Here is an 18386-nt window from a genome sequence, read left to right as displayed (position 1 = left end):
ACGGCGTGTCATGTGACCTGCGCACGGCGGGTGTTCGCGGCGACTGAGCGTGCCGTCGGAGGGCAGACGCGGAGGTGATCTCCGCACCGGCTTTCGAGGAGGACCCGGACCGTGACCGCACCCGAGTACCGGAGCCGCCGCATGCCCGCGGGACGGCGTTTCGACCTGCGCGCGACCGCCATGTTCTTCGTCCTCGCAGCACTCGGCCTCGGCCTCGCCGGGCTGGTGGCGCGCACGGCGTTCGGTGTGGCCGAGCACCGCCCCGCATGGGCCGTGGTCCTGCTGTGCGGCGCCGTCGTGGCCGTCGTCCTCGGTCGCCGGGGCCACTCGCGCCTGTCCGCGAGGAGGCTGGCCCGCCGCACCACCCGCGCCCTGGAGCAGGCCACGGCCACCGCCCTGGACGAGCTGGAGACGGAGCCGCCCGCCCGGCCGGCCGTGCCCGCGGAGCCCCGCGACGAGCCCGTCACCGTGCGGGTCGTCGACCACGCGGCACTGAGCCCCGACGAGTTCGAGCAGGCGATAGCGGACCTCTGCGTACGGGACGGATGCGCCGAGGTCGAGGTGGTGGGCGGGGCGGGCGACCTCGGCGCCGACGTGCGGGCGGTGACCCCCGACGGCCGGCGCCTGGTCATCCAGTGCAAGCGCTACGGCGAGGACCACAAGGTCGGCTCCGAGGAACTCCAGCGCTTCGGCGGCACCTGCTTCACCGTCCACGAGGCCGATGTGGCCGTACTCGTCACCAGCAGCGACTTCACCGCGCCCGCCGCCGACTACGCCGAGCAGTGCGGCATAGTCTGCGTGGACGGGCACCGGTTGCGGGAGTGGACCGAGGGGCTCGGGCCGCGGCCCTGGGCCGTGGGCACCGGTGTGCAGGAGGCGGCGGACCTGCCGGACCGGGCGCCGTGGTGACATTCCGGGGTTCCGTGCCGCGCCGTCGGCCCGGCGGGACCGCCTCCCCGCTCCCCGGTGGCAACCTGGACGCCATGGGCAAGACCGCACTGATCGTCATCGACATGATCAACACGTATGACCACAAGGACGCCGACCAGCTCCTCCCGTCGGCGGAGGCGGTGGTGCCCGTGGTCGCCGACCTGCTCCGGCGGGCGCGGCGGAGGGACGTCCCCGTGATCTACGTCAACGACAACTTCGGCGAGTGGCGCTCGCACCACGGCGAAATGCTCGACAAGGCCCTGTCGGGACCGCACGCCCGGCTCGTCGAGCCGCTGCGGCCCGACGAGTCCTCCCTCTTCGTGGTCAAGGCCCGTCACTCGATCTTCTTCGAGACCCCGCTGACGTACCTGCTCCACCAGCAGGGCATCGAACAACTGGTGCTGTGCGGGCAGGTGACGGAGCAGTGCGTCCTCTACTCGGCGCTCGACGCCCACATCCGCCACCTCGACGTCGTCGTGCCGCGGGACGCGGTGGCCCACATCCACGCGGACCTCGCGGACGCCGCGCTGCGCATGATGCAGCGCAACATGGGCGCCCGGGTGTGCGAGAGCGGCGAGCTGTGGGCCTGAACCAGGCCCTGCAGGGGGGGCGGCGACCGGGTGCTGCCGACACACCGGACACACGCTGCCGGGTGGCCTCCTGCTCCGTCCGGCGCAATGCGGGGGCGCCGGGCCCGGCGGCGGACCGTCACCTGAGGTAACAGTCTGCATATGATCCGTAGACGAGATGATCGTAAGAATGCGCGGCCCGCTGTGTCCGCGTGCAGGATTCCGGCCGTCCTCGTGGCCCTGATCGCCGTCGGCGCTCTGGGCGGCGCCACGCAGGCGGCCGCCGCACCGTCGGCGCCCCGCGCCACGGACTGGGACGCCATCGCGGAATGCGAGTCCAGCGGTAACTGGCAGGCGAACACCGGCAACGGCTACTACGGGGGCCTCCAGTTCGCGCGGTCGAGCTGGATCGCGGCCGGGGGCCTCCAGTACGCGCCGCGCGCGGACCTGGCCACCCGGGAGGAACAGATCAAGGTGGCCGAGCGCCTGGCCCGGATGCAGGGGATGTCGGCCTGGGGCTGTGCCTGACCCGGACGGGGGCCGCCGGCTGCCGATGTCTCCTTCGAGCGGACATGGGAAGACGTACTCCTGAGATCCGTCCGGCCCCGGCAGGCGGAGGAGGAACCGGCAGCCATGACACGTCCCGCGGAAAGCCGCCTTCCCGACCCCCGCGCACGGCTCGGCGACATGATCTTCTCCAGGGTCGCGGGGCCGGAGGGCCGGGACAACAGGGCCCGCATCCACGGCACTCCCGGCCCGCGCTGGTTCGGCCCCGACCGGCCGGTCAGACGGGTGCACGGGGACGCCTCGATGTTCATCGGCGGCCTGTCCGCCCTGCTGCTCCAGTCGCTCCACCCCCTGGCCATGGCTGCCGTGTCCGCGCACTCCGGATTCCGCGGCGACCCCTGGGGCCGGCTCCAGCGGACCAGCACCTTCCTCGCCGTCACCACGTTCGGAACCGCCGACAGCGCCCAGGAGGCCTGCGAGCGGGTGCGGGCCGTCCACGCCGGGGTGCGCGGCACCACCCCCACCGGGGAGCAGTACGCGGCGTCCGATCCGCATCTGCTGTGCTGGGTGCACATCGCGGAGGTCGACAGCTTCCTGCGCGCCCACCAGCGCTACGGCGCCCGGCCGCTGGACGACGAGGGCTGCGACGGCTACGTGGCCGACATGGCGCGCGTCGCCACGGTGCTCGGGGTGCCCGACCCGCCCGTCGACCGCGCCGGACTGGCCGAGCGGATGGCCGCCTACCGCGGCGAGCTGCGCGCCACCCCGGAAGCCCGCGGCACCGCCCGGTTCCTGCTGCTGAACCCGCCCGTCCCGCTCCTCGCCCGCCTCCCGTACGGAGTCATCGCCGCCAACGCGGTCTCGCTGCTGCCGAGGTGGGCCTCGCGCGCCCTGCGGCTGCCCCGGCTGTCCCCCGCGGAGGCGTTGTGCGTCCGTCCGCTCGGCACGGCCGTGACCGCCGGGATCCGCTGGGTGATGGCCCCGCCGCCCCGGGACGCCGGGTAGGCGCACGCGCGAGGGCGGCCCCGGACGTGTCGGGTGTGCGCTTCGTCCGGGACCGCCGTCGGCTCCCCCGCGAGTGGCTGCCCAGAGCCCGGCGGCCGGAAACGGCCGGCGGCGGTGGCGGACGGATGCCACCCCGGCGGGCTACCCCGGTCAACCCGAGGCTGACGAGGCAGACTTGGGCGCCGCCCTCCGGGTGCCCCGCGGGCGTGCGGGACGCCGACCACGCGCCGAGAACGAGGTCACGCCCGTCGGCCCGGTCCCCGCCGGCCGCGGTCGCGCGTTCGCCGGTGCGCCACGTCGCGGCGACGCGCCCGCACGGCCGATCAACGCGCTCCGAACGGGCCCCGGGTGCGCCGGCCCGAGTAGGCCGACCAGCGGCCGTCGCGCCGGGACACGGTGATGTCGCGGCCGAAGCAGGCGGTCAGCAGGGCATCGGTCAGCACGGCGTCCACGGGCCCGCGGGACAGGACGCGGCCCTCCCGTAGCAGCAGGGCGTGGCTGACGGCCGGGAACAACTCCTCCAGATGATGGGTCACCGTCACCGTCGCCAGACGGGGGCGCCCCTCGGCGAGCTGATGCATGGCCTCGACCAGGTCCTCGCGGGAGGGCAGGTCCAGGGCGTTGAACGGCTCGTCCAGGAGCAGCAGCGCGGGGTCGGCCATCAGCGCCCTGGCGATGAGGACGCGCGCCCGCTGGCCGCCGGAGCAGACACCGTACGGCCGGTCGGCCAGCTCCTCGACGCCCAGCTCGCTCAGCAGCTCGTGCGCGCGCAGGCGGACCTCGTCGCCGTACGTCCGCCACAGCGGCTGCACCGTGCCGCTGTGACCGGTGAGCACGACCGCGTGGGCGCTGAGGTCCTGCGGCACGCGCTGGGCCGAGGTGACGTGGCCGATGCGGGCCCTCAGCTCGCGGACGTCCACGCGGCCGAGGCGGCTGCCGAGGACCTCCACGCCGCCGGTCGTGGGGTGCATCAGGGCGCCGAGCAGCCGCAGCAGGGTGGTCTTGCCGGCGCCGTTGGCCCCGAGCAGGGCCCAGTGCTCGCCCGGCCGGACCGTCCAGTCGACGCCGTCGAGGACGAGCCGGTCCGTCGTGTGGCGGCGCACGCCCACGTCCTCCAGCCGCAGCACGGCCTCCTCGGGACCGCTCACCTTGGGCTGCGCACCCTGCCCGGCCATACGGACGCTCCTCCCCGCGACACCGTCGTTCACCGGGACGGTAGGTGCATCCGCCATGTTGTTGCCGGGGCGTCCGTCTGCTGGACGCGCGGACACGGCCGCGCCTGCCCCCCGGTGAACGGGGACAGGCGCGGAAGGGAACGGAGCGGGGAGGTCAGACACCCGCCACGGACTGGATCCAGGAGCGGTACGCGGTCACGTTCGTGTACGCCGTGGTGGTCTGCCGGTCGCTGGTCGAGGCGACGCCGACCTGGACGCCGCCGGCCATCATCGGGCCGCCGGAGTCGCCGCCCGCGGTGATGCCGTCGACGGGGCGCGCGCAGATCGCCGAACCGTAGTAGGCGTCGGTGCAGCCGCCGGTCACGCTGACGTCGGCGACCTTCAGGTACGGGGACTGGCAGTTGATCTCCGAGCCGCAACGGGAGGTGGCGCCCCAGCCGTAGACCTGCACGGTCTGGCCCACGCGCACCGTGCCGGGCTGGCCGAGCCGGGCGTAGGTCGCGGAGACGGAGCGGTCGAGGCGGACCAGTGCCAGGTCGGACGAGGAGTGGGTGACGGTCTGTATGCCGTTGGCCACCGTGCCGCCGGTGCGCTGGTCGAGGCTGCCGATGCGGAAGGACAGCCCGCCGCCGGTGACGCAGTGCTTGGCGGTGAGGATCCAGGTGGGGGAGATGATGGTGGAGGTACAGGTCTGCGTGCCGTTGGAGAACAGGCGGGCCGCCCAGGGGGCGCTCTGTGCGTATCCGCCGCCGATGATCGGCTGGGGGCCGCCGCCGGGCCGGGTCTCCACGGCGTTGGCGCCCGGCGCGAGCGCGAGGGCGGACAGGAGTGCGGCCATGACCGCGGCCATCACGGCGGGGACGAGTCTGGTGATGCGCAAGGCTCCTCGATTCCGACGACACGCGCCGGGGCGCGTGTGGGTGTGTGGGGGCGCTCCAGCATGTGGGCCGGGGAGCTGTCGTCACCACTCCCGGTTTCCCATAACCCGCCGTTATGGAAGGGCCGTTGCCGGCCGGTCCTGCCCCGCCGGGGGTAGGGCAGGCCCCACCTCCGCCGCACCCCCTGCGCCGATGGCCCCCGCCCCGACGGCCTCCTACGGTGAGCCCCATGCATCCTCGCAACGTGTGGCAGGCCATGGCACGGCCCGGCTTCCTGCTCTCTTCGTGGCCGTGGCGCTCGGCGGGCTATCTGCTCACCGGTGTGGCGGCGGGCCTCGCCGCGCTCACGGGCATCCTCACCACGGCCGTGCTCGGCATTGCCCTCGCCCTCGTCGGGGTGGGCCTGCCACTGCTGGTCCTGGCCGCCCTCGCCGGCATCCCCGTGGCCCGCGTCGAGCGGCGCAGGCTGCGCCTGGTCGACGCCGACCCCGCGCCCGACCCGTACCGGCCGGCCGGAGGCGCGGGGCCGTGGGCGTGGCTGACGACCCGGCTGCGGGAGCAGAGGACCTGGCAGGAGCTGGGCCACGCCCTGCTGTTCGCGCTGCTGCTGTGGCCCCTCGACGCCCTCGTCCTCACCGCCGCCCTGGCCGTGCCCGCGTCCCTGGCCGCGACACCGCTGCTCATGGCCACCGTCGGCGACGGCACCGAGGCCAAGGTACTCAAGCAGTGGACGGTCACCACCTGGCCGGCCGCCTGCGGCGTCGCCCTGCTCGGGCTGGTGCTGCTGGCCCTCGGCGCCTACGTCCTGGCCGCCGCGGCCGGCGCCCGCGCCGAGCTGACCCGGCTGCTGATCGCCCCGCGCGGGGGCGGCCTGGACGCCAGGGTCGTCGAACTGACCCGCTCCCGCGTCCGGTTGGTGGACGCCTTCGAGGCCGAGCGCCGCCGCATCGAACGCGACCTGCACGACGGGGCGCAGCAACGTCTGGTCGCGTTGACCATGACCCTCGGTCTGGCCCGTCTGGACGCCCCGCCCGGCCCGCTCGCCGACCAGCTCGCCAAGGCCCACCGGGAGGCGGGCCTGGCCCTGGAGGAACTGCGCGAGCTGATCCACGGCATCCACCCCAAGGTCCTCGCCGACTACGGCCTCGAAGCCGCCGTCGCCGATGCCGCCGACCGCTCCGCCGTACCCGTCGACCTGGAGCTGGAGCTGCCCGGACGGCTGCCCCGGGCGGTGGAGGCCACGGCGTACTTCGTGGTGTGCGAGGCCCTCGCCAACGTCGCCAGGCACAGCGGGGCGTCCCGTGCCCGGGTGCGCGGCCGGCACCGCGGCGGACGGCTGGTCCTCGAGGTGGGGGACGACGGACGGGGCGGCGCGCGGGCGGGGGAGGGCAGCGGACTGACCGGACTCGCCGACCGGGTGTCGGTGCTGGATGGCAGACTCTCCCTGTCCAGCCCGCCGGGCGGACCGACCCTGCTGCGTGTGGAGATGCCGTGCGAGTGGACCGGGCACTGCGCGTAGTGCTGGCCGAGGACAGTGTGCTGCTGCGGGACGGCCTCATCGCCCTGCTCGACCGCTGCGGCCACCGGGTCGTCGCGGCGGTCGGCGACGCCCGCGCCCTCCTCTCCGCCGTCGAGGAGCACGGCCCCGACGTCGTCGTCACCGACGTCCGGATGCCCCCGGGATTCCAGGACGAGGGCCTGCACGCCGCGGTGCGGCTGCGCGAGAGGCGGCCCACGCTGCCCGTGCTCGTGCTCAGCCAGTACGTGCAGCGGGCCTACGCCGCCGAACTGCTCGACTCGGGCGACGGAACGGGCGTCGGCTATCTGCTGAAGGACCGCGTCGGACAGGTCGAGGAGTTCGTCGACGCCCTGTCCGAGGTCGCGGACGGCGGCACGGTCGTCGACCCCGAGGTCGTACGGCAGTTGCTGCGCCGCCGCCGTGATCCGCTGGAGCGGCTCACCCCACGCGAGCGGGAGGTGCTCGCGTTGATGGCGGAGGGCCGGTCAAATGGTGCCATCGCGCGGCGACTCGTCGTGTCGGACGCCGCGGTGGGCAAGCACATTGGCAACATCCTGACAAAGTTGGACCTCCCCCCGGCGGACGAGACGCACCGCAGGGTCCTGGCGGTCCTCGCCTATCTGCGGTCGTGAAACGGGGCGCCGCTCAGCGCAGCAGGAGCTGGACGAGAGCCACCGTGCCGATGGTCACGACCGCGCCGCGCAGCACCACGGGGCTGAAGCGGCGGCCCACCTTCGCCCCGGTGTACCCGCCGAGCGCGGAACCGGCCGCGATCAGCAGCACGGCCGTCCAGTCGAAGTCCGCGGCGAACAGGAAGAAGGCCGCGGCGACGGTGTTGACGACGGCCGCGAGGACGTTCTTGACGGCGTTCAGCCGCTGCAGCGGCTCGTCGAGGAGCATCCCCATCAGGGACAGGTAGATGATCCCCTGCGCGGCGGCGAAGTAGCCGCCGTAGACGCTGGCCAGCGTCAGGCCGCCGAACAGCAGGGGCCCGCCGTCCCGGCGGGAGACGTCACCGGTCCGTTCCCGGCGCCGGCGCACCACGGCGGCGAGCCGGGGCTGGAAGGCGACCAGTACCAGCGCGAGCCCGACCAGCACCGGCACGATCGTCTCGAACGCGTCGGCCGGCAGGGACAGCAGCAGCGAGGCCCCCGCGAGCCCGCCGACGAGGGCGCCGGCGCTCAGCTTCAGGACCCGTCGGCGCTGGCCGCGCAGCTCCTCGCGGTAACCGACGGCGCCGCTCACCGAACCCGGGATGAGGCCGAGGGCATTGGACACCGTCGCCGTGACGGGCGGCAGTCCCGCGGCCAGCAGCACGGGGAAGGTGATCAGCGTCCCGGAGCCGACGACACTGTTGACCGCGCCGGCCCCGAACCCCGCGGTGAACACCGCCGCCATGGCCTCCGGCGTCACGCCCCACCCCCACGGACGGGCCGCGCTTCCGGCCGGAACGTGCCCTGTGCTTTTTCCACCGGGCCGACTGTACTCACCCGGAACCAGACGGTCCTCATCGGGCCCCAACCGGTCCTGACCGCCCACTTCTTGACGTAAATTCACCTGATCACGCGGTGATACGATCACCGCGTTTGCGGAGCGGGCGGATGGGTGAAAGACGGCATCCCCGACTTCAGAGACGGTCCGGACAGCATTCCCTGTGCGGGCGGTCCGCCGGGCCGCCCGCACGGACGGGAATTCAGCAAGCCGTCAGTCGCCTGAAGAGAGTCTTATGACGGAATACACAGGAAACCCATTGCTGTGGGTCCTTCTCGTCGCCCTCGTCGCCGCTGCCGTGCTGATCAGCCGCCAGCGCAAGGCGGCCAGGGCGTTGCGGCAGGAAGTGCAGGGCCTCAAGGACCACTACACGGAGCTGGAGAACGATTACGGAAAGTCCGTGCGCGCGGCGCAGGAGAGGGCCGAGGACGAGACCAAGACCGTCCTGAAGTCCGCCATGCGCACACTCCAGGGCCTGGCGGCCGAACAGCAGCTCGTGCTCACCCGGCTGCAGAACAAGTACGGTGACTCGGCCCTGCTCCAGGACCTGCTGGAGATCGACCACACCAACTCGCAGTTCGGCCGGCGCGCGCAGTCCATCGCCGTGCTCTGCGACGGCTGGCTCGGCGGCCGGCGCGACACCGCCTCCGTCTACGACGTCGTGCGCAGCGCGCAGGGCCGGATCCGGCACTTCCGGCGGGTGGAGATCCTCTCCCAGGTCGACTTCGGCATCACCAGCCGCGCCGTCGAACCCGTCGCCCTGGCCCTGGCCGAACTCCTCGACAACGCCACGAGCTACTCCAGCCCGGACACCGTCGTCGAGATCAACATCCGCACCGTGCCCAAGGGCATCTGCATCGTCGTCGACGACGCCGGTGTCGGCATGAGCGACGAGGAGCGCACGCGCGCCGAGAAGCTGCTCTCCAGCGAGCGCGCCTCGGGCGTGGCGGGACTCGGCAACCCCCCGCAGTTCGGCTTCGCGGTCATCGGCCTGCTGTGCGAGCGTTTCGGCTTCGAGGCGTCGGTGGACTCCTCGTCCCCCTACGGAGGCGTGCGCGCGGTCGTCCTGCTGCCGCACGACCTGCTCACCGCCATGCCGGAGAAGAAGATGCCCGTACAGCCCGGCCAGGGGCCGGCCCGGCCTGTCCTCGACGGCGGTCCGGAAGCCGCGCTCGCCCCCTCCGAGACCAGTGACGGCCTTCCCCGGCGGCGCCGCAAGCGGCCGATGGCCATCGTGCCCGGTACCGCGTCCGCGCCGCGCCCCGCGAGCCGTTCCGAATCCGAACAGGCACAGATCATGGGTGCCTTCCAGCGGGGCACGCGGTCCGGCCGCGTCACCCAGCCGTCCGACGCGGACGGCACGAGCAGAACACCTGGTGCAAGCAGCGAAGGACATGGAGTCTCGTGAACGACGATCTGTCATGGATGCTCGACAGCGCCCTGGAGATTCCCGGGGCCCTGCACGCGGTCCTGATATCCGCCGACGGTCTTCTGATGGCGCGGACGCAGGACTTCGACAAGGACGACGCGGACCGGGTCGCCGCCGCGATGAGCGGTGTGCAGTCGCTCAGCCGGACGCTCGCCTTCTTCTGTGAGGACCCGCACCAGGCCTGGCGGCAGACCCTGGTCGAGTTCGACGGCGGCTGGGTGTTCCTGATCTCCGCCGGAGAGGGCGCCTACCTCGCCGTCTCCGCCTCGCCCGAGGTCGACATGGCGGACATCACCTTCCGCATGCAGCAGCTCGTCGCCCAGCTCGGCAAGCGGCTGACCACACCGCCGCGCGAGAACCTCGGCACCCACTCATGACCGACCACGACGGCTGGGAGCCGGAAGCCGCGGAATTAGTGCGGCCGTACGTCATCACCAAGGGGAGGGGCCTGCCCGACGACGAGCAGCTCTCCCTCATCACCCTGGTCACCGCGGCCGCCGACGAGACGCGGCGGCCGACCCGGCTGTCCCCCGAGGAGCAGAGCCTGCTGGACGTCTGCTCCGCCGGCTACCTCTCGGTCGCCGAGATCGCCGGGCACACCCACTTCCCGCTGGGCGTGGTGCGGATCCTGCTGGCCTCCCTGAAGGAGGGCGGGCACATCATGACCCGCCCGCCGGTGGCCCGCGCCCGCCTCGCGGACAAGGAGATCCTGGAGGAGGTGCTCAATGGTCTCCGCGCCAAGTTTGGATGAGCAGGCCTACGTCCGCGGCGGAGCGACCCAGACCGCCGTCAAGATCCTCGTCGTCGGGCACTTCGCGGTGGGCAAGACCACCCTCATCGGGTCCATCTCGGAGATCGAGCCCCTCACGACCGAGGAGACGATGACGCAGGCCGCCGAGTCGGTCGACGACCTCAAGGGGGTCAAGGGCAAGACCACCACCACGGTCGCCATGGACTTCGGCCGCCTGACCATCAGCGACCGCGTCGTGCTCTACCTCTTCGGCACGCCCGGACAGCAGCGCTTCGTGCAGATGTGGGAGGACATGGCCCGCGGCGCGCTCGGCGCGCTGGTCCTCGTCGACCCCGAACGCCTCGCGGACTCCTTCCCGGTGATCGACCTCATCGAGCACTACGGACTCGAGTACGCCATCGCCGTCAACCACTTCGACGGCGCCCCGCTGCGCGACGAGGCGGCGCTGCGCGAGGCTCTGGACCTGCTCGACGACACCCCCGTCGTCACCTGCGACGCCCGCGACGAGAGGTCGTCGGCCGCCGCACTGACCACTCTGGTCCGCTACTTGCTGGACCACTCCCGCTAGAAACTGAGAGCAGACCATGGACGCTCACGACACGGCCCCCCTGCCTCCCCCCGGGTGCCCGGCACACGGCTCCGGCGGCCGCGTGCCGCTGTACGGGCCGGAGTTCGCCGCGGCCCCCCAGGAGTACTACGAGTACCTGCGCCACTTCGGGCCCGCCGCCCCCGTCGAACTCGCCCCCGGCGTGGAGGCGACGCTGGTCACGGACTACGCGGCGGCCCTGCAACTGCTGCAGGACTCCGGGACCTACCGCAAGGACGCGCGCCGCTGGCGTGCCTACAACGAGGGCAAGATCGGCCCGGACAACCCGGTCGCCCCGCTGCTGGCCTACCGGCCCAACTGCATGTTCGCCGACGGCGCCGACCACCTGCGTCTGCGGCAGGCCGTCACGGACAGCATGGCGCGCGTGGACACCCGCCGGCTCAGCCGCAGCACCGAGCAGATCTCCGGCTACCTCATCTCGCAGTTCGCCGCCCGCGGTTCGGCCGACCTGCTCGGTGACTACGCCAAGCAGCTCCCGCTGTTCGTGTTCAACGAGCTGTTCGGCTGCCCCGCCGGCATCGGCGACCGCGTGCTGTTCGGCATCTCCGGGATGTTCGACGGCGTCAACGCCGAGAAGGCCACCGAGGTGCTGTTCCAGGCCGTCGGCGAGCTGGTCGCCCTGAAGCGCAGCAGGCCCGGGGAGGACGTCACCTCCTGGCTGATGCAGCACCAGTCGGCGCTGACCGACGAGGAGATGGTCCATCAGCTCGCGCTGCTGCTGGGAGCGGGCGCCGAACCGCTGCGCAACCTTATCGGCAACACCCTGCACCGGCTGCTCACCCACGAGCGGTACGCGCGCGAGGGCGGCCTGATCGACGAGGCGCTCGACGACACGCTGTGGGAGAACCCTCCCATGTCGAACTACGCGCCGCACTACCCGGCCGCGGACGTCGAACTCGCCGGCCACCCGCTCCGGGCGGGCGACCTGGTGCTGGTCAGCTTCGCCGCGGCCAACACCGGCCCGGCCCTGCAGGCCGCGCGCCAGGCCGGGAGCAACCGCGCCCACCTGGCGTGGAGCGCGGGCCCGCACGCCTGCCCCTCCAAGGAGCCGGCCCGGCACATCACCGTCACCGCCGTCGAGAACCTGCTGAACGAGCTGCCCGATCTCGAACTCGCCGTCCCCGAGGACAGCCTGACCTGGCGTCCGGGCCCCTTCAACCGGGCCCTGGCCAACCTCCCGGCCCGCTTCACCCCCGTACGCGGGGACCGGGGAACCGGCCGGGCCGCCGGTGACGCGGCGCCCGCGCAGCACAGCGCCTCGGGCCCGGCGCGTGCGCCCGAACGCGGGGGGATGTGGAGCTCGTTCCTCAACTGGCTCACACGGTGACACGCGTAACACCCTCCCAACCTGCCGCTTTCGCATAAACGTTCCACGGCCCGGGTAGTGAGCACGCGGCTCAAGTTGCTCACGAGTAAAAGGAGGTGTCGTGGACCACATATCCACGAACGCCGCTTCCCGGCCGCGGAACTCTCGGATACCCGCCCCAACGGGCGGGTATCTTCGTGTGCGCCTTCGACGAGGGGCGGGCCGGTGACCGGGGCTTCCCCGGGCGTCCGGCCGCGCGACGCGGAGACCCTCGGCGCCTTCACCAGCGGTCAGTTGCGAAGACTCGGCGCGGTCGCGGGTCTGTCCGAGGCCGACACCGACACCTATGCCCGCCTCCTGACGGACCTTCTGGGGGCGGAAAGCGGACGGTCGTTGGCGCTGCCGCCCCCCAACCGCACCTTCCTGTCCGACGACCACACCCCGGTGGAGTTCTCCCTCTCCTTCCAGCCGGGCGCGGCTCCCGCACTGCGGGTGCTCCTGGAACCGGGCTGCGGCGCAGACAGCCTGGCTCGCAACGGCCGCGTCGGGCTCGAGACGGTCCGGGCGATGGCGAAACGCTGGAACTTCACCACCGGCCCGCTCGACAGGGTCGAGGACCTGTTCCTGCCGCGTTCCCCCCAGGGCCCGCTGGCCCTGTGGATCGCGCTGGAGCTGCGGCCGGGCGGCGTGCCCAAGGTCAAGGTGTACCTGAACCCGGCCGCGTCCGGGCCGAAGCGGACCGTGGAGACGGTGCGCGAGGCCCTCCACCGGCTGGGCCACCGGCAGGCGTTCGCCGCGCTGCCCCCCGCCGACGGGTACCCGTTCGTCGCCCTCGACCTGGGGGACTGGGAGGAACCCCGGCTCAAGGTCTACCTGCGGCACGACAGCATGACGGCCGGGCTGGCCGGGCGGCTGTCCCGCATGGAACCGAGCCCGCACCCCGCCGCGGTCGAGGACTTCTTCCTCACGGCCGCGGGCGCGGGCACCCGGGTGGCACGGCTGGATGGGCGGCCCGGGCTGACGTGCCACTCCTTCACCGATCCCCGTTCGCCGCGGCCGACCGGCTTCACCCTCCACATCCCCGTCCGGGACTACGCCCGGCACGACGGGGAGGCCCTCGCCCGGGGCGTGAGCGTGCTGCGCCGGTACGGCATGGACACCCCCGTGCTCGCCCGCTCGCTGGCCGCCCTGACCGGGCGTCGGCCGGAGCACGGGGTGGGACTGATCGCCTACCTGGCGCTGGCCCACCAGCGGGACCACGCGCCGCGGGTGACCGCGTACCTCTCCTCGGAGGCGTACGCCGTGCGGCCCCCGGTCGTCCGGGAGAGCCGGGACCCGGTGGCGGTGCGCTGAGGCGGGTGCGGCCCCGGAGCGGGGCCCCTCGGTGGGCATCACCGAGGGGCCCCGCGCGTCCGGGGGAGCGTCACACGTTGAGCGTCTCGCGGAACTCGTTCAGGTACGGGCCCACGTCGACCTGGATCGACGCGCCCTCGGTGCGGCCGTAGCGCTGGACGATGCCGTCGAGGTACGTGCCGATCTCCTCGCGCATCTCGTCCTGGCCGGGCAGCGCGGCCTCGCCCCCGATGAGCCGTGTCACCCACCGTGCCTGCGCCTCCACCAGCCGGGTGATGGCGCCCACGGGCCGCACCAGGCCGAGGAAGTACAGACCGGGGCGGTCGGCGGGCACGACCCGCCGGTACAGCTCCACGGCGCCGTCCTGCCTCAGCGGGGAGTCCTCGGGCAGGAAGGGGAAGGTCAGCCGGAAACCGGTGCAGTAGACGACCGCGTCCGCCTCGGCGGAGGTCCCGTCGGTGAAGACGACCCGGTCGCCGTCGAAGGAGTCGATGGCGGGCTTCGGGGTCACCGCTCCGTGCCGGATGCGGCTGAGGATCTCGTCCGAGAGGGTCACCGCCGAGGAGAAGACCGGGTGGTCGGGCTCGGGCAGGCCGTAGTCGGAGAGCCTGCCCCGCGCCACGAGCAGGGCCTGCTCCACGAAGCGGCGCTGCTCGGCGAAGGACATGGCGGACCACCAGGGCGCGTCGGCTATCTCGTCCACCGACATCCCGAAGAGCTGCTTGGGCACGATGTGCAGCCCCCGGCGCACCGACAGCACGGTCTGCTCCGCGTGCCGGGACAGGTCCGCCGCGATGTCGACCGCCGAGGCGCCGAGGCCCACCACGACGGTGCGCCTGCCGGCGAACTCGGCGCCGTCGTGGTAGTCGAGGGAGTGCAGGATCCTGCCGGTGAAGGAGGCGGCGCCCGCCGGCAGCGGGTCGGGCAGGGCGGGGTCCGTGTGGTGCCCCGAGGCGACGATCACGTGTTCGAACCGGCGCGACGCCTGCGTGCCGTCCCCGTCCCGGCTGACCACCGTCCAGGAGCCCTCCGCCTCCTGACGCACCGACAGCACCTCGGTGCGCAGCTCGATGCGGTCCAGCACCCCGGCCCACTCGGCGAACGACCGCAGATAGGCGGCGAACTGGCTGTGCCGGGGGTAGAGCGGGTACGACTCCGGCATCGGGAAGTCGGCGTAACAGGTGAGCTGCTTGGCCGTGTTGAGGTGGAGCGTCCGGTAACCCGGGCCGCGCTCGCCCGCCTGCGGCTGACGCCAGATGCCACCGACGTCGGGAGCCTTCTCGAGGCAGACGAAGTCGATACCACGGTCGTTCAGGGCACGGGCCGCGGCCAGCCCCGACAGACCGGCACCGATCACACACACTCGCACGGGTTTTCCCCTCAGGACGTACACGCTCCCCCGATCACGCTTTCACTGCCCATCCGCAACTCCTCGCACACCAGTGCACGCCCTGAACTGCTGTGTCTGTGCTCACACACGATCACGGGCGGACGGCGCGCGCCCCACGACGGGCCACGCCGCGACGACGGGCCCGTGCGGGGGGCGGGCTCACGAGCGGCCGCGCAGGTCCTTCACCCGGTGGAGCTTGCCCAGCGAGCGTTCGAGGGTCTCCGGGTCGACCACCGCCACCTCGACCGTGACGCCGACGCCGTCCTTCACCCCCTGGACGATCGCCCCCGCCGCGGCCTCCCGCTGCTCGGGGGAGGCGTCGGGACGGGCCTCGACGCGGACGACCATGTGGTCCATGCGCCCGCGCTCGGTGAGCTGGATCTGGAAGTGCGGCGCCACTGCCGGTGTGCGCAGCACGACCTCCTCGATCTGCGTGGGGAAGACGTTCACCCCGCGCAGGATGATCATGTCGTCGCAGCGGCCGGTGACCTTCTGCATGCGGCGGAACGCGGGCCGGGCGGTCCCGGGCAGCAGCCGGGACAGATCGCGGGTGCGGTAGCGGATGACCGGCAGCGCCTCCTTGGTGAGCGAGGTGAAGACGACCTCGCCCTCCTCGCCCTCGCCCAGCACCTCGTCGGTGAGCGGGTCGACCACCTCGGGGTAGAAGTGGTCCTCCCACACGTGCAGCCCGTCCTTGGTCTCCACGCACTCCTGCGCCACGCCGGGGCCGATCACCTCGGACAGGCCGTAGATGTCGACCGCGTGGATGCCCATGCGCTCCTCGATCTCGCGGCGCATCTCCTCGGTCCACGGCTCGGCGCCGAAGATGCCCACCTGAAGGGAGCTGGTGCGCGGGTCGATGCCCTGCCGCTCGAACTCGTCGAGCAGGGTGAGCATGTAGGACGGGGTGACCATGATGATCTCGGGCCGGAAGTCCTGGATGATCTGCACCTGGCGGGCCGTCATGCCGCCGGACGCGGGGATCACGGTGCAGCCCGCGCGTTCGGCGCCGTAGTGCGCGCCGAGGCCGCCGGTGAACAGGCCGTAGCCGTAGGAGACGTGGACCTTGTGGCCGGGCCGGCCGCCGGCGGCCCGGATCGAGCGGGCGACGACGTCCGCCCACATGGACAGGTCGTTGTCGGTGTACCCGACCACGGTGGGGCGTCCGGTGGTGCCGCTGGAGGCGTGCACGCGCCGCACCTGGTCCATCGGGACGGCGAACATGCCGAAGGGGTAGGTGTCCCGCAGGTCCGCCTTGGTGGTGAAGGGGAACCGGGCGAGGTCCGCCAGGCTGCGGCAGTCGTCGGGCTCCACCCCGGCCGCGTCGAACTTCCTGCGGTACAGCTCCACGTTGTCGTAGGCGTGCCGCAAGGTGGCGCGCAGGCGGTCCAGTTGGAGTGCGCGGAGCTGCTCGCCGGTGAGGCGCTCCCCCTCGTCCAGCAGCTCCTGGGGGAGGGGCCGTCCGGTGCGGGGCGCCGGGGCCCCGGGGGCCGTCGGTCCGCCGCTCGTCGTTGCGCTGCTCATCGCGACTCCTTCGTCGTGGTGCCCGGCGTCCCGTCCGCGGCCGGATCCGCCGTCGTGTCCTTCGCGGTGCTCCGGAGGCTGCGGCTGCGTCCGCGGAACTCCGCGATCACTTCCCCGCCGCGCCGGACGCTCACGTCGTAGACGCCGCTGCGGCCGTACCGGGTGCGCTCCTCGGCCGTCGCCACGAGCACGTCGCCCTCGCGGGCCGGGGCGACGAACACGATGTCGGCGCCGGCGGCGACCGTGACGGGGCCGTGGCTGTTGCAGGCGCAGGCGAAGGCGGTGTCCGCGAGGAGGAACACGTAGCCGCCGTGGGCGATGCCGTGTCCGTTCACCATCGCGGGGGTCACGGTCATGCGGAGCCGTGCGGTCCCCTCGCCGTGCCCGAGCAGCTCGATGCCCAGGCGCCGGGACGCCTCGTCCGCGGCGAACATCACCTCCGCCGGCGTCCTCGCCTCAGCGGCCTCCGTCACGCCCTCCACCACCTTGTTTCCCGACCGAACATTCGGTTACCGTGCGGCACGGCCTAGTAATCCAGCCACATCGGGGCCTGTCAAGAGGTGAATGCCCGCACCGCCCTCCCTGCGGGGAAGGTGTCCGGCTCCGGGTCTTGCCCGGCCCGGTGAAACACGTCAGACTGGTACCGAACGAATGGTCGGTAGGGGAAGCTGGTATCGATGACCACGACACACGCCGCCGAGGCGCCGCCCCCCGAGGGGCTGCAGGAGCACTTCGACGCGACGATCGCGCACGACCAGCGCATCGAGCCGCGCGACTGGATGCCCGAGGGGTACCGCAGGACGCTGATCCGCCAGATCGCCCAGCACGCGCACTCGGAGATCATCGGCATGCAGCCCGAGGGCGAGTGGATCACCCGGGCCCCGTCGCTGCGCCGCAAGGCCATCCTGTTCGCGAAGGTCCAGGACGAGGCCGGACACGGGCTCTACCTCTACTCGGCGGCGGAGACGCTGGGCGCCGACCGCGCCGACCTCACCGAGCGGCTGATCGAGGGCCGCCAGAAGTACTCCTCGATCTTCAACTACCCGACGCTGAGCTACGCCGACGTCGGCGTCATCGGCTGGTTCGTGGACGGCGCCGCCATCTGCAACCAGGTGCCGCTGTGCCGCAGCTCCTACGGGCCCTACGCCCGCGCGATGGTGCGGATCTGCAAGGAGGAGTCCTTCCACCAGCGGCAGGGCTACGAGCTGCTGATGACGATGATGCGCGGCACCGACGCCCAGCGCGAGATGGTGCAGGACGCCGTGAACCGCTGGTGGTGGCCGTCCCTGATGATGTTCGGCCCGCCCGACGACGCCTCGCCCAACTCCGCGCAGTCGATGGCCTGGAAGATCAAGCGGCACAGCAACGACGAACTGCGCCGGCGCTTCGTCGACATGACCGTCCCGCAGGCCGAGAAGCTCGGCGTCACCCTGCCCGACCCCGAGCTGCGCTGGAACGAGGAGCGCGGCCACCACGACTTCGGCACGCCCGACTGGGACGAGCTGATGCGCGTCATCAAGGGCGACGGCCCCTGTAACGCGCAGCGGATGGAACGGCGGCGCACCGCCCACGAGGAGGGCGCCTGGGTGCGCGAGGCGGCCACCGCCCACGCCGCCAAGCAGGCCGCCCGCGCACGGAAGGGGGAGGCGGCATGACCTCCGAGAAGCAGGGCTGGCCGCTGTACGAGGTCTTCGTACGGGGCAAGCGCGGACTCAACCACGTCCACGTCGGCTCGCTGCACGCCGCCGACGAGGCCATGGCGCTCACCCACGCCCGCGACCTCTACACACGGCGCAACGAGGGCGTGAGTATCTGGGTCGTGCGCAGCGAGCACATCGCCGCCTCCACCCGCGACGAGAAGGACCCCTTCTTCGCCCCCAGCGCCGACAAGGTCTACCGGCACCCCACCTTCTACGACATCCCCGACGACGTCCCCCACATCTAGGAGCAGG

The 18386-nt window shown here is 72.6% G+C and carries 20 protein-coding genes; 14 read left to right on the top strand and 6 right to left on the bottom strand.

Features of this window, described 5'->3' with window-relative positions:
• Positions 1-111: 111 nt before the first annotated feature.
• The 4 genes from ACH499_RS23200 (at position 112) to ACH499_RS23185 (ending at position 3011) form a co-directional block, all read left to right on the top strand.
• On the top strand, positions 112-909 hold the full coding sequence (locus ACH499_RS23200; RefSeq protein ID WP_399018024.1) for a restriction endonuclease: 798 nt from the start codon (positions 112-114) through the stop codon (positions 907-909).
• A 74-nt stretch (positions 910-983) separates the two neighbouring features.
• A complete protein-coding gene (locus tag ACH499_RS23195; protein WP_399018022.1) occupies positions 984-1520 on the top strand; it encodes an isochorismatase family cysteine hydrolase in 537 nt (178 codons plus the stop codon).
• A gap of 183 nt (positions 1521-1703) precedes the next feature.
• Positions 1704-2027: a transglycosylase family protein gene (locus tag ACH499_RS23190; protein WP_399018020.1), complete on the top strand. Its 324-nt coding sequence runs from the start codon at positions 1704-1706 to the stop codon at positions 2025-2027.
• 105 nt (positions 2028-2132) lie between these two features.
• Positions 2133-3011 (top strand): oxygenase MpaB family protein, encoded by an 879-nt coding sequence (locus ACH499_RS23185; RefSeq protein ID WP_356200416.1) that lies wholly within the window; start codon positions 2133-2135, stop codon positions 3009-3011.
• 323 nt (positions 3012-3334) lie between these two features.
• Here ACH499_RS23185 and ACH499_RS23180 read toward each other — a convergent pair whose 3' ends face one another.
• On the bottom strand, positions 3335-4186 hold the full coding sequence (locus ACH499_RS23180; protein WP_356200418.1) for an ATP-binding cassette domain-containing protein: 852 nt from the start codon (positions 4184-4186) through the stop codon (positions 3335-3337).
• A 154-nt stretch (positions 4187-4340) separates the two neighbouring features.
• On the bottom strand, positions 4341-5066 hold the full coding sequence (locus tag ACH499_RS23175; RefSeq protein WP_356200420.1) for a trypsin-like serine protease: 726 nt from the start codon (positions 5064-5066) through the stop codon (positions 4341-4343).
• A gap of 227 nt (positions 5067-5293) precedes the next feature.
• Between ACH499_RS23175 and ACH499_RS23170 the strand changes: the two genes are divergently transcribed.
• Positions 5294-6583: a sensor histidine kinase gene (locus tag ACH499_RS23170; protein ID WP_399018017.1), complete on the top strand. Its 1290-nt coding sequence runs from the start codon at positions 5294-5296 to the stop codon at positions 6581-6583.
• Positions 6583-7215 (top strand): response regulator, encoded by a 633-nt coding sequence (locus tag ACH499_RS23165; protein ID WP_399018161.1) that lies wholly within the window; start codon positions 6583-6585, stop codon positions 7213-7215. The genes ACH499_RS23170 and ACH499_RS23165 overlap by 1 nt, the downstream gene beginning before the upstream one ends.
• Before the next feature lie 13 nt (positions 7216-7228).
• Here the strand turns inward: ACH499_RS23165 and ACH499_RS23160 are convergent, their stop codons facing one another.
• Complete coding sequence (locus ACH499_RS23160) at positions 7229-7981, bottom strand: sulfite exporter TauE/SafE family protein (RefSeq protein ID WP_356200638.1); 753 nt, start codon at positions 7979-7981, stop codon at positions 7229-7231.
• A gap of 328 nt (positions 7982-8309) precedes the next feature.
• On the opposite strand from ACH499_RS23160, the gene ACH499_RS23155 reads away from it, so the two are divergent.
• The 6 genes from ACH499_RS23155 (at position 8310) to ACH499_RS23130 (ending at position 13520) form a co-directional block, all read left to right on the top strand.
• On the top strand, positions 8310-9482 hold the full coding sequence (locus tag ACH499_RS23155; RefSeq protein WP_356200427.1) for an ATP-binding protein: 1173 nt from the start codon (positions 8310-8312) through the stop codon (positions 9480-9482).
• Complete coding sequence (locus ACH499_RS23150; protein ID WP_356200429.1) at positions 9479-9880, top strand: roadblock/LC7 domain-containing protein; 402 nt, start codon at positions 9479-9481, stop codon at positions 9878-9880. The genes ACH499_RS23155 and ACH499_RS23150 overlap by 4 nt, the downstream gene beginning before the upstream one ends.
• Positions 9877-10254 (top strand): DUF742 domain-containing protein, encoded by a 378-nt coding sequence (locus ACH499_RS23145; protein WP_356200431.1) that lies wholly within the window; start codon positions 9877-9879, stop codon positions 10252-10254. Before ACH499_RS23150 ends, ACH499_RS23145 begins: the two co-directional genes overlap by 4 nt.
• On the top strand, positions 10229-10822 hold the full coding sequence (locus ACH499_RS23140) for an ATP/GTP-binding protein (protein WP_356200432.1): 594 nt from the start codon (positions 10229-10231) through the stop codon (positions 10820-10822). Before ACH499_RS23145 ends, ACH499_RS23140 begins: the two co-directional genes overlap by 26 nt.
• Before the next feature lie 16 nt (positions 10823-10838).
• Complete coding sequence (locus ACH499_RS23135) at positions 10839-12188, top strand: cytochrome P450 (RefSeq protein WP_399018014.1); 1350 nt, start codon at positions 10839-10841, stop codon at positions 12186-12188.
• Positions 12189-12392: 204 nt separating this feature from the next.
• The gene (locus ACH499_RS23130) at positions 12393-13520 is read left to right on the top strand and encodes a tryptophan dimethylallyltransferase family protein (protein WP_399018012.1); all 1128 of its coding nucleotides are present in this window, start codon (positions 12393-12395) and stop codon (positions 13518-13520) included.
• A 70-nt stretch (positions 13521-13590) separates the two neighbouring features.
• Here the strand turns inward: ACH499_RS23130 and ACH499_RS23125 are convergent, their stop codons facing one another.
• The 3 genes from ACH499_RS23125 to paaI all read right to left on the bottom strand — a co-directional run bounded on the left by ACH499_RS23125 (position 13591) and on the right by paaI (position 16868).
• Positions 13591-14889, bottom strand: coding sequence for a flavin-containing monooxygenase (locus ACH499_RS23125; protein ID WP_399018010.1), 1299 nt, complete (start codon positions 14887-14889; stop codon positions 13591-13593).
• A gap of 180 nt (positions 14890-15069) precedes the next feature.
• Complete coding sequence (paaK, locus tag ACH499_RS23120; protein WP_399018008.1) at positions 15070-16434, bottom strand: phenylacetate--CoA ligase PaaK; 1365 nt, start codon at positions 16432-16434, stop codon at positions 15070-15072.
• Complete coding sequence (gene paaI, locus ACH499_RS23115) at positions 16431-16868, bottom strand: hydroxyphenylacetyl-CoA thioesterase PaaI (protein ID WP_356200639.1); 438 nt, start codon at positions 16866-16868, stop codon at positions 16431-16433. Before paaI ends, paaK begins: the two co-directional genes overlap by 4 nt.
• 243 nt (positions 16869-17111) lie before the next feature.
• Between paaI and paaA the strand changes: the two genes are divergently transcribed.
• Positions 17112-18089: a 1,2-phenylacetyl-CoA epoxidase subunit PaaA gene (gene paaA / locus ACH499_RS23110; RefSeq protein WP_356200441.1), complete on the top strand. Its 978-nt coding sequence runs from the start codon at positions 17112-17114 to the stop codon at positions 18087-18089.
• Positions 18086-18379 carry a 1,2-phenylacetyl-CoA epoxidase subunit PaaB gene (gene paaB, locus ACH499_RS23105; protein WP_399018006.1) on the top strand — a complete coding sequence of 98 codons (294 nt, stop codon included), beginning with the start codon at positions 18086-18088 and terminating at the stop codon, positions 18377-18379. The genes paaA and paaB overlap by 4 nt, the downstream gene beginning before the upstream one ends.
• Positions 18380-18386: the final 7 nt, after the last annotated feature.

The organism is Streptomyces sp. NPDC018947, from assembly GCF_044390505.1.
Taxonomy (GTDB): domain Bacteria; phylum Actinomycetota; class Actinomycetes; order Streptomycetales; family Streptomycetaceae; genus Streptomyces.
This window is presented reverse-complemented; position numbering and strand designations above follow the sequence as displayed.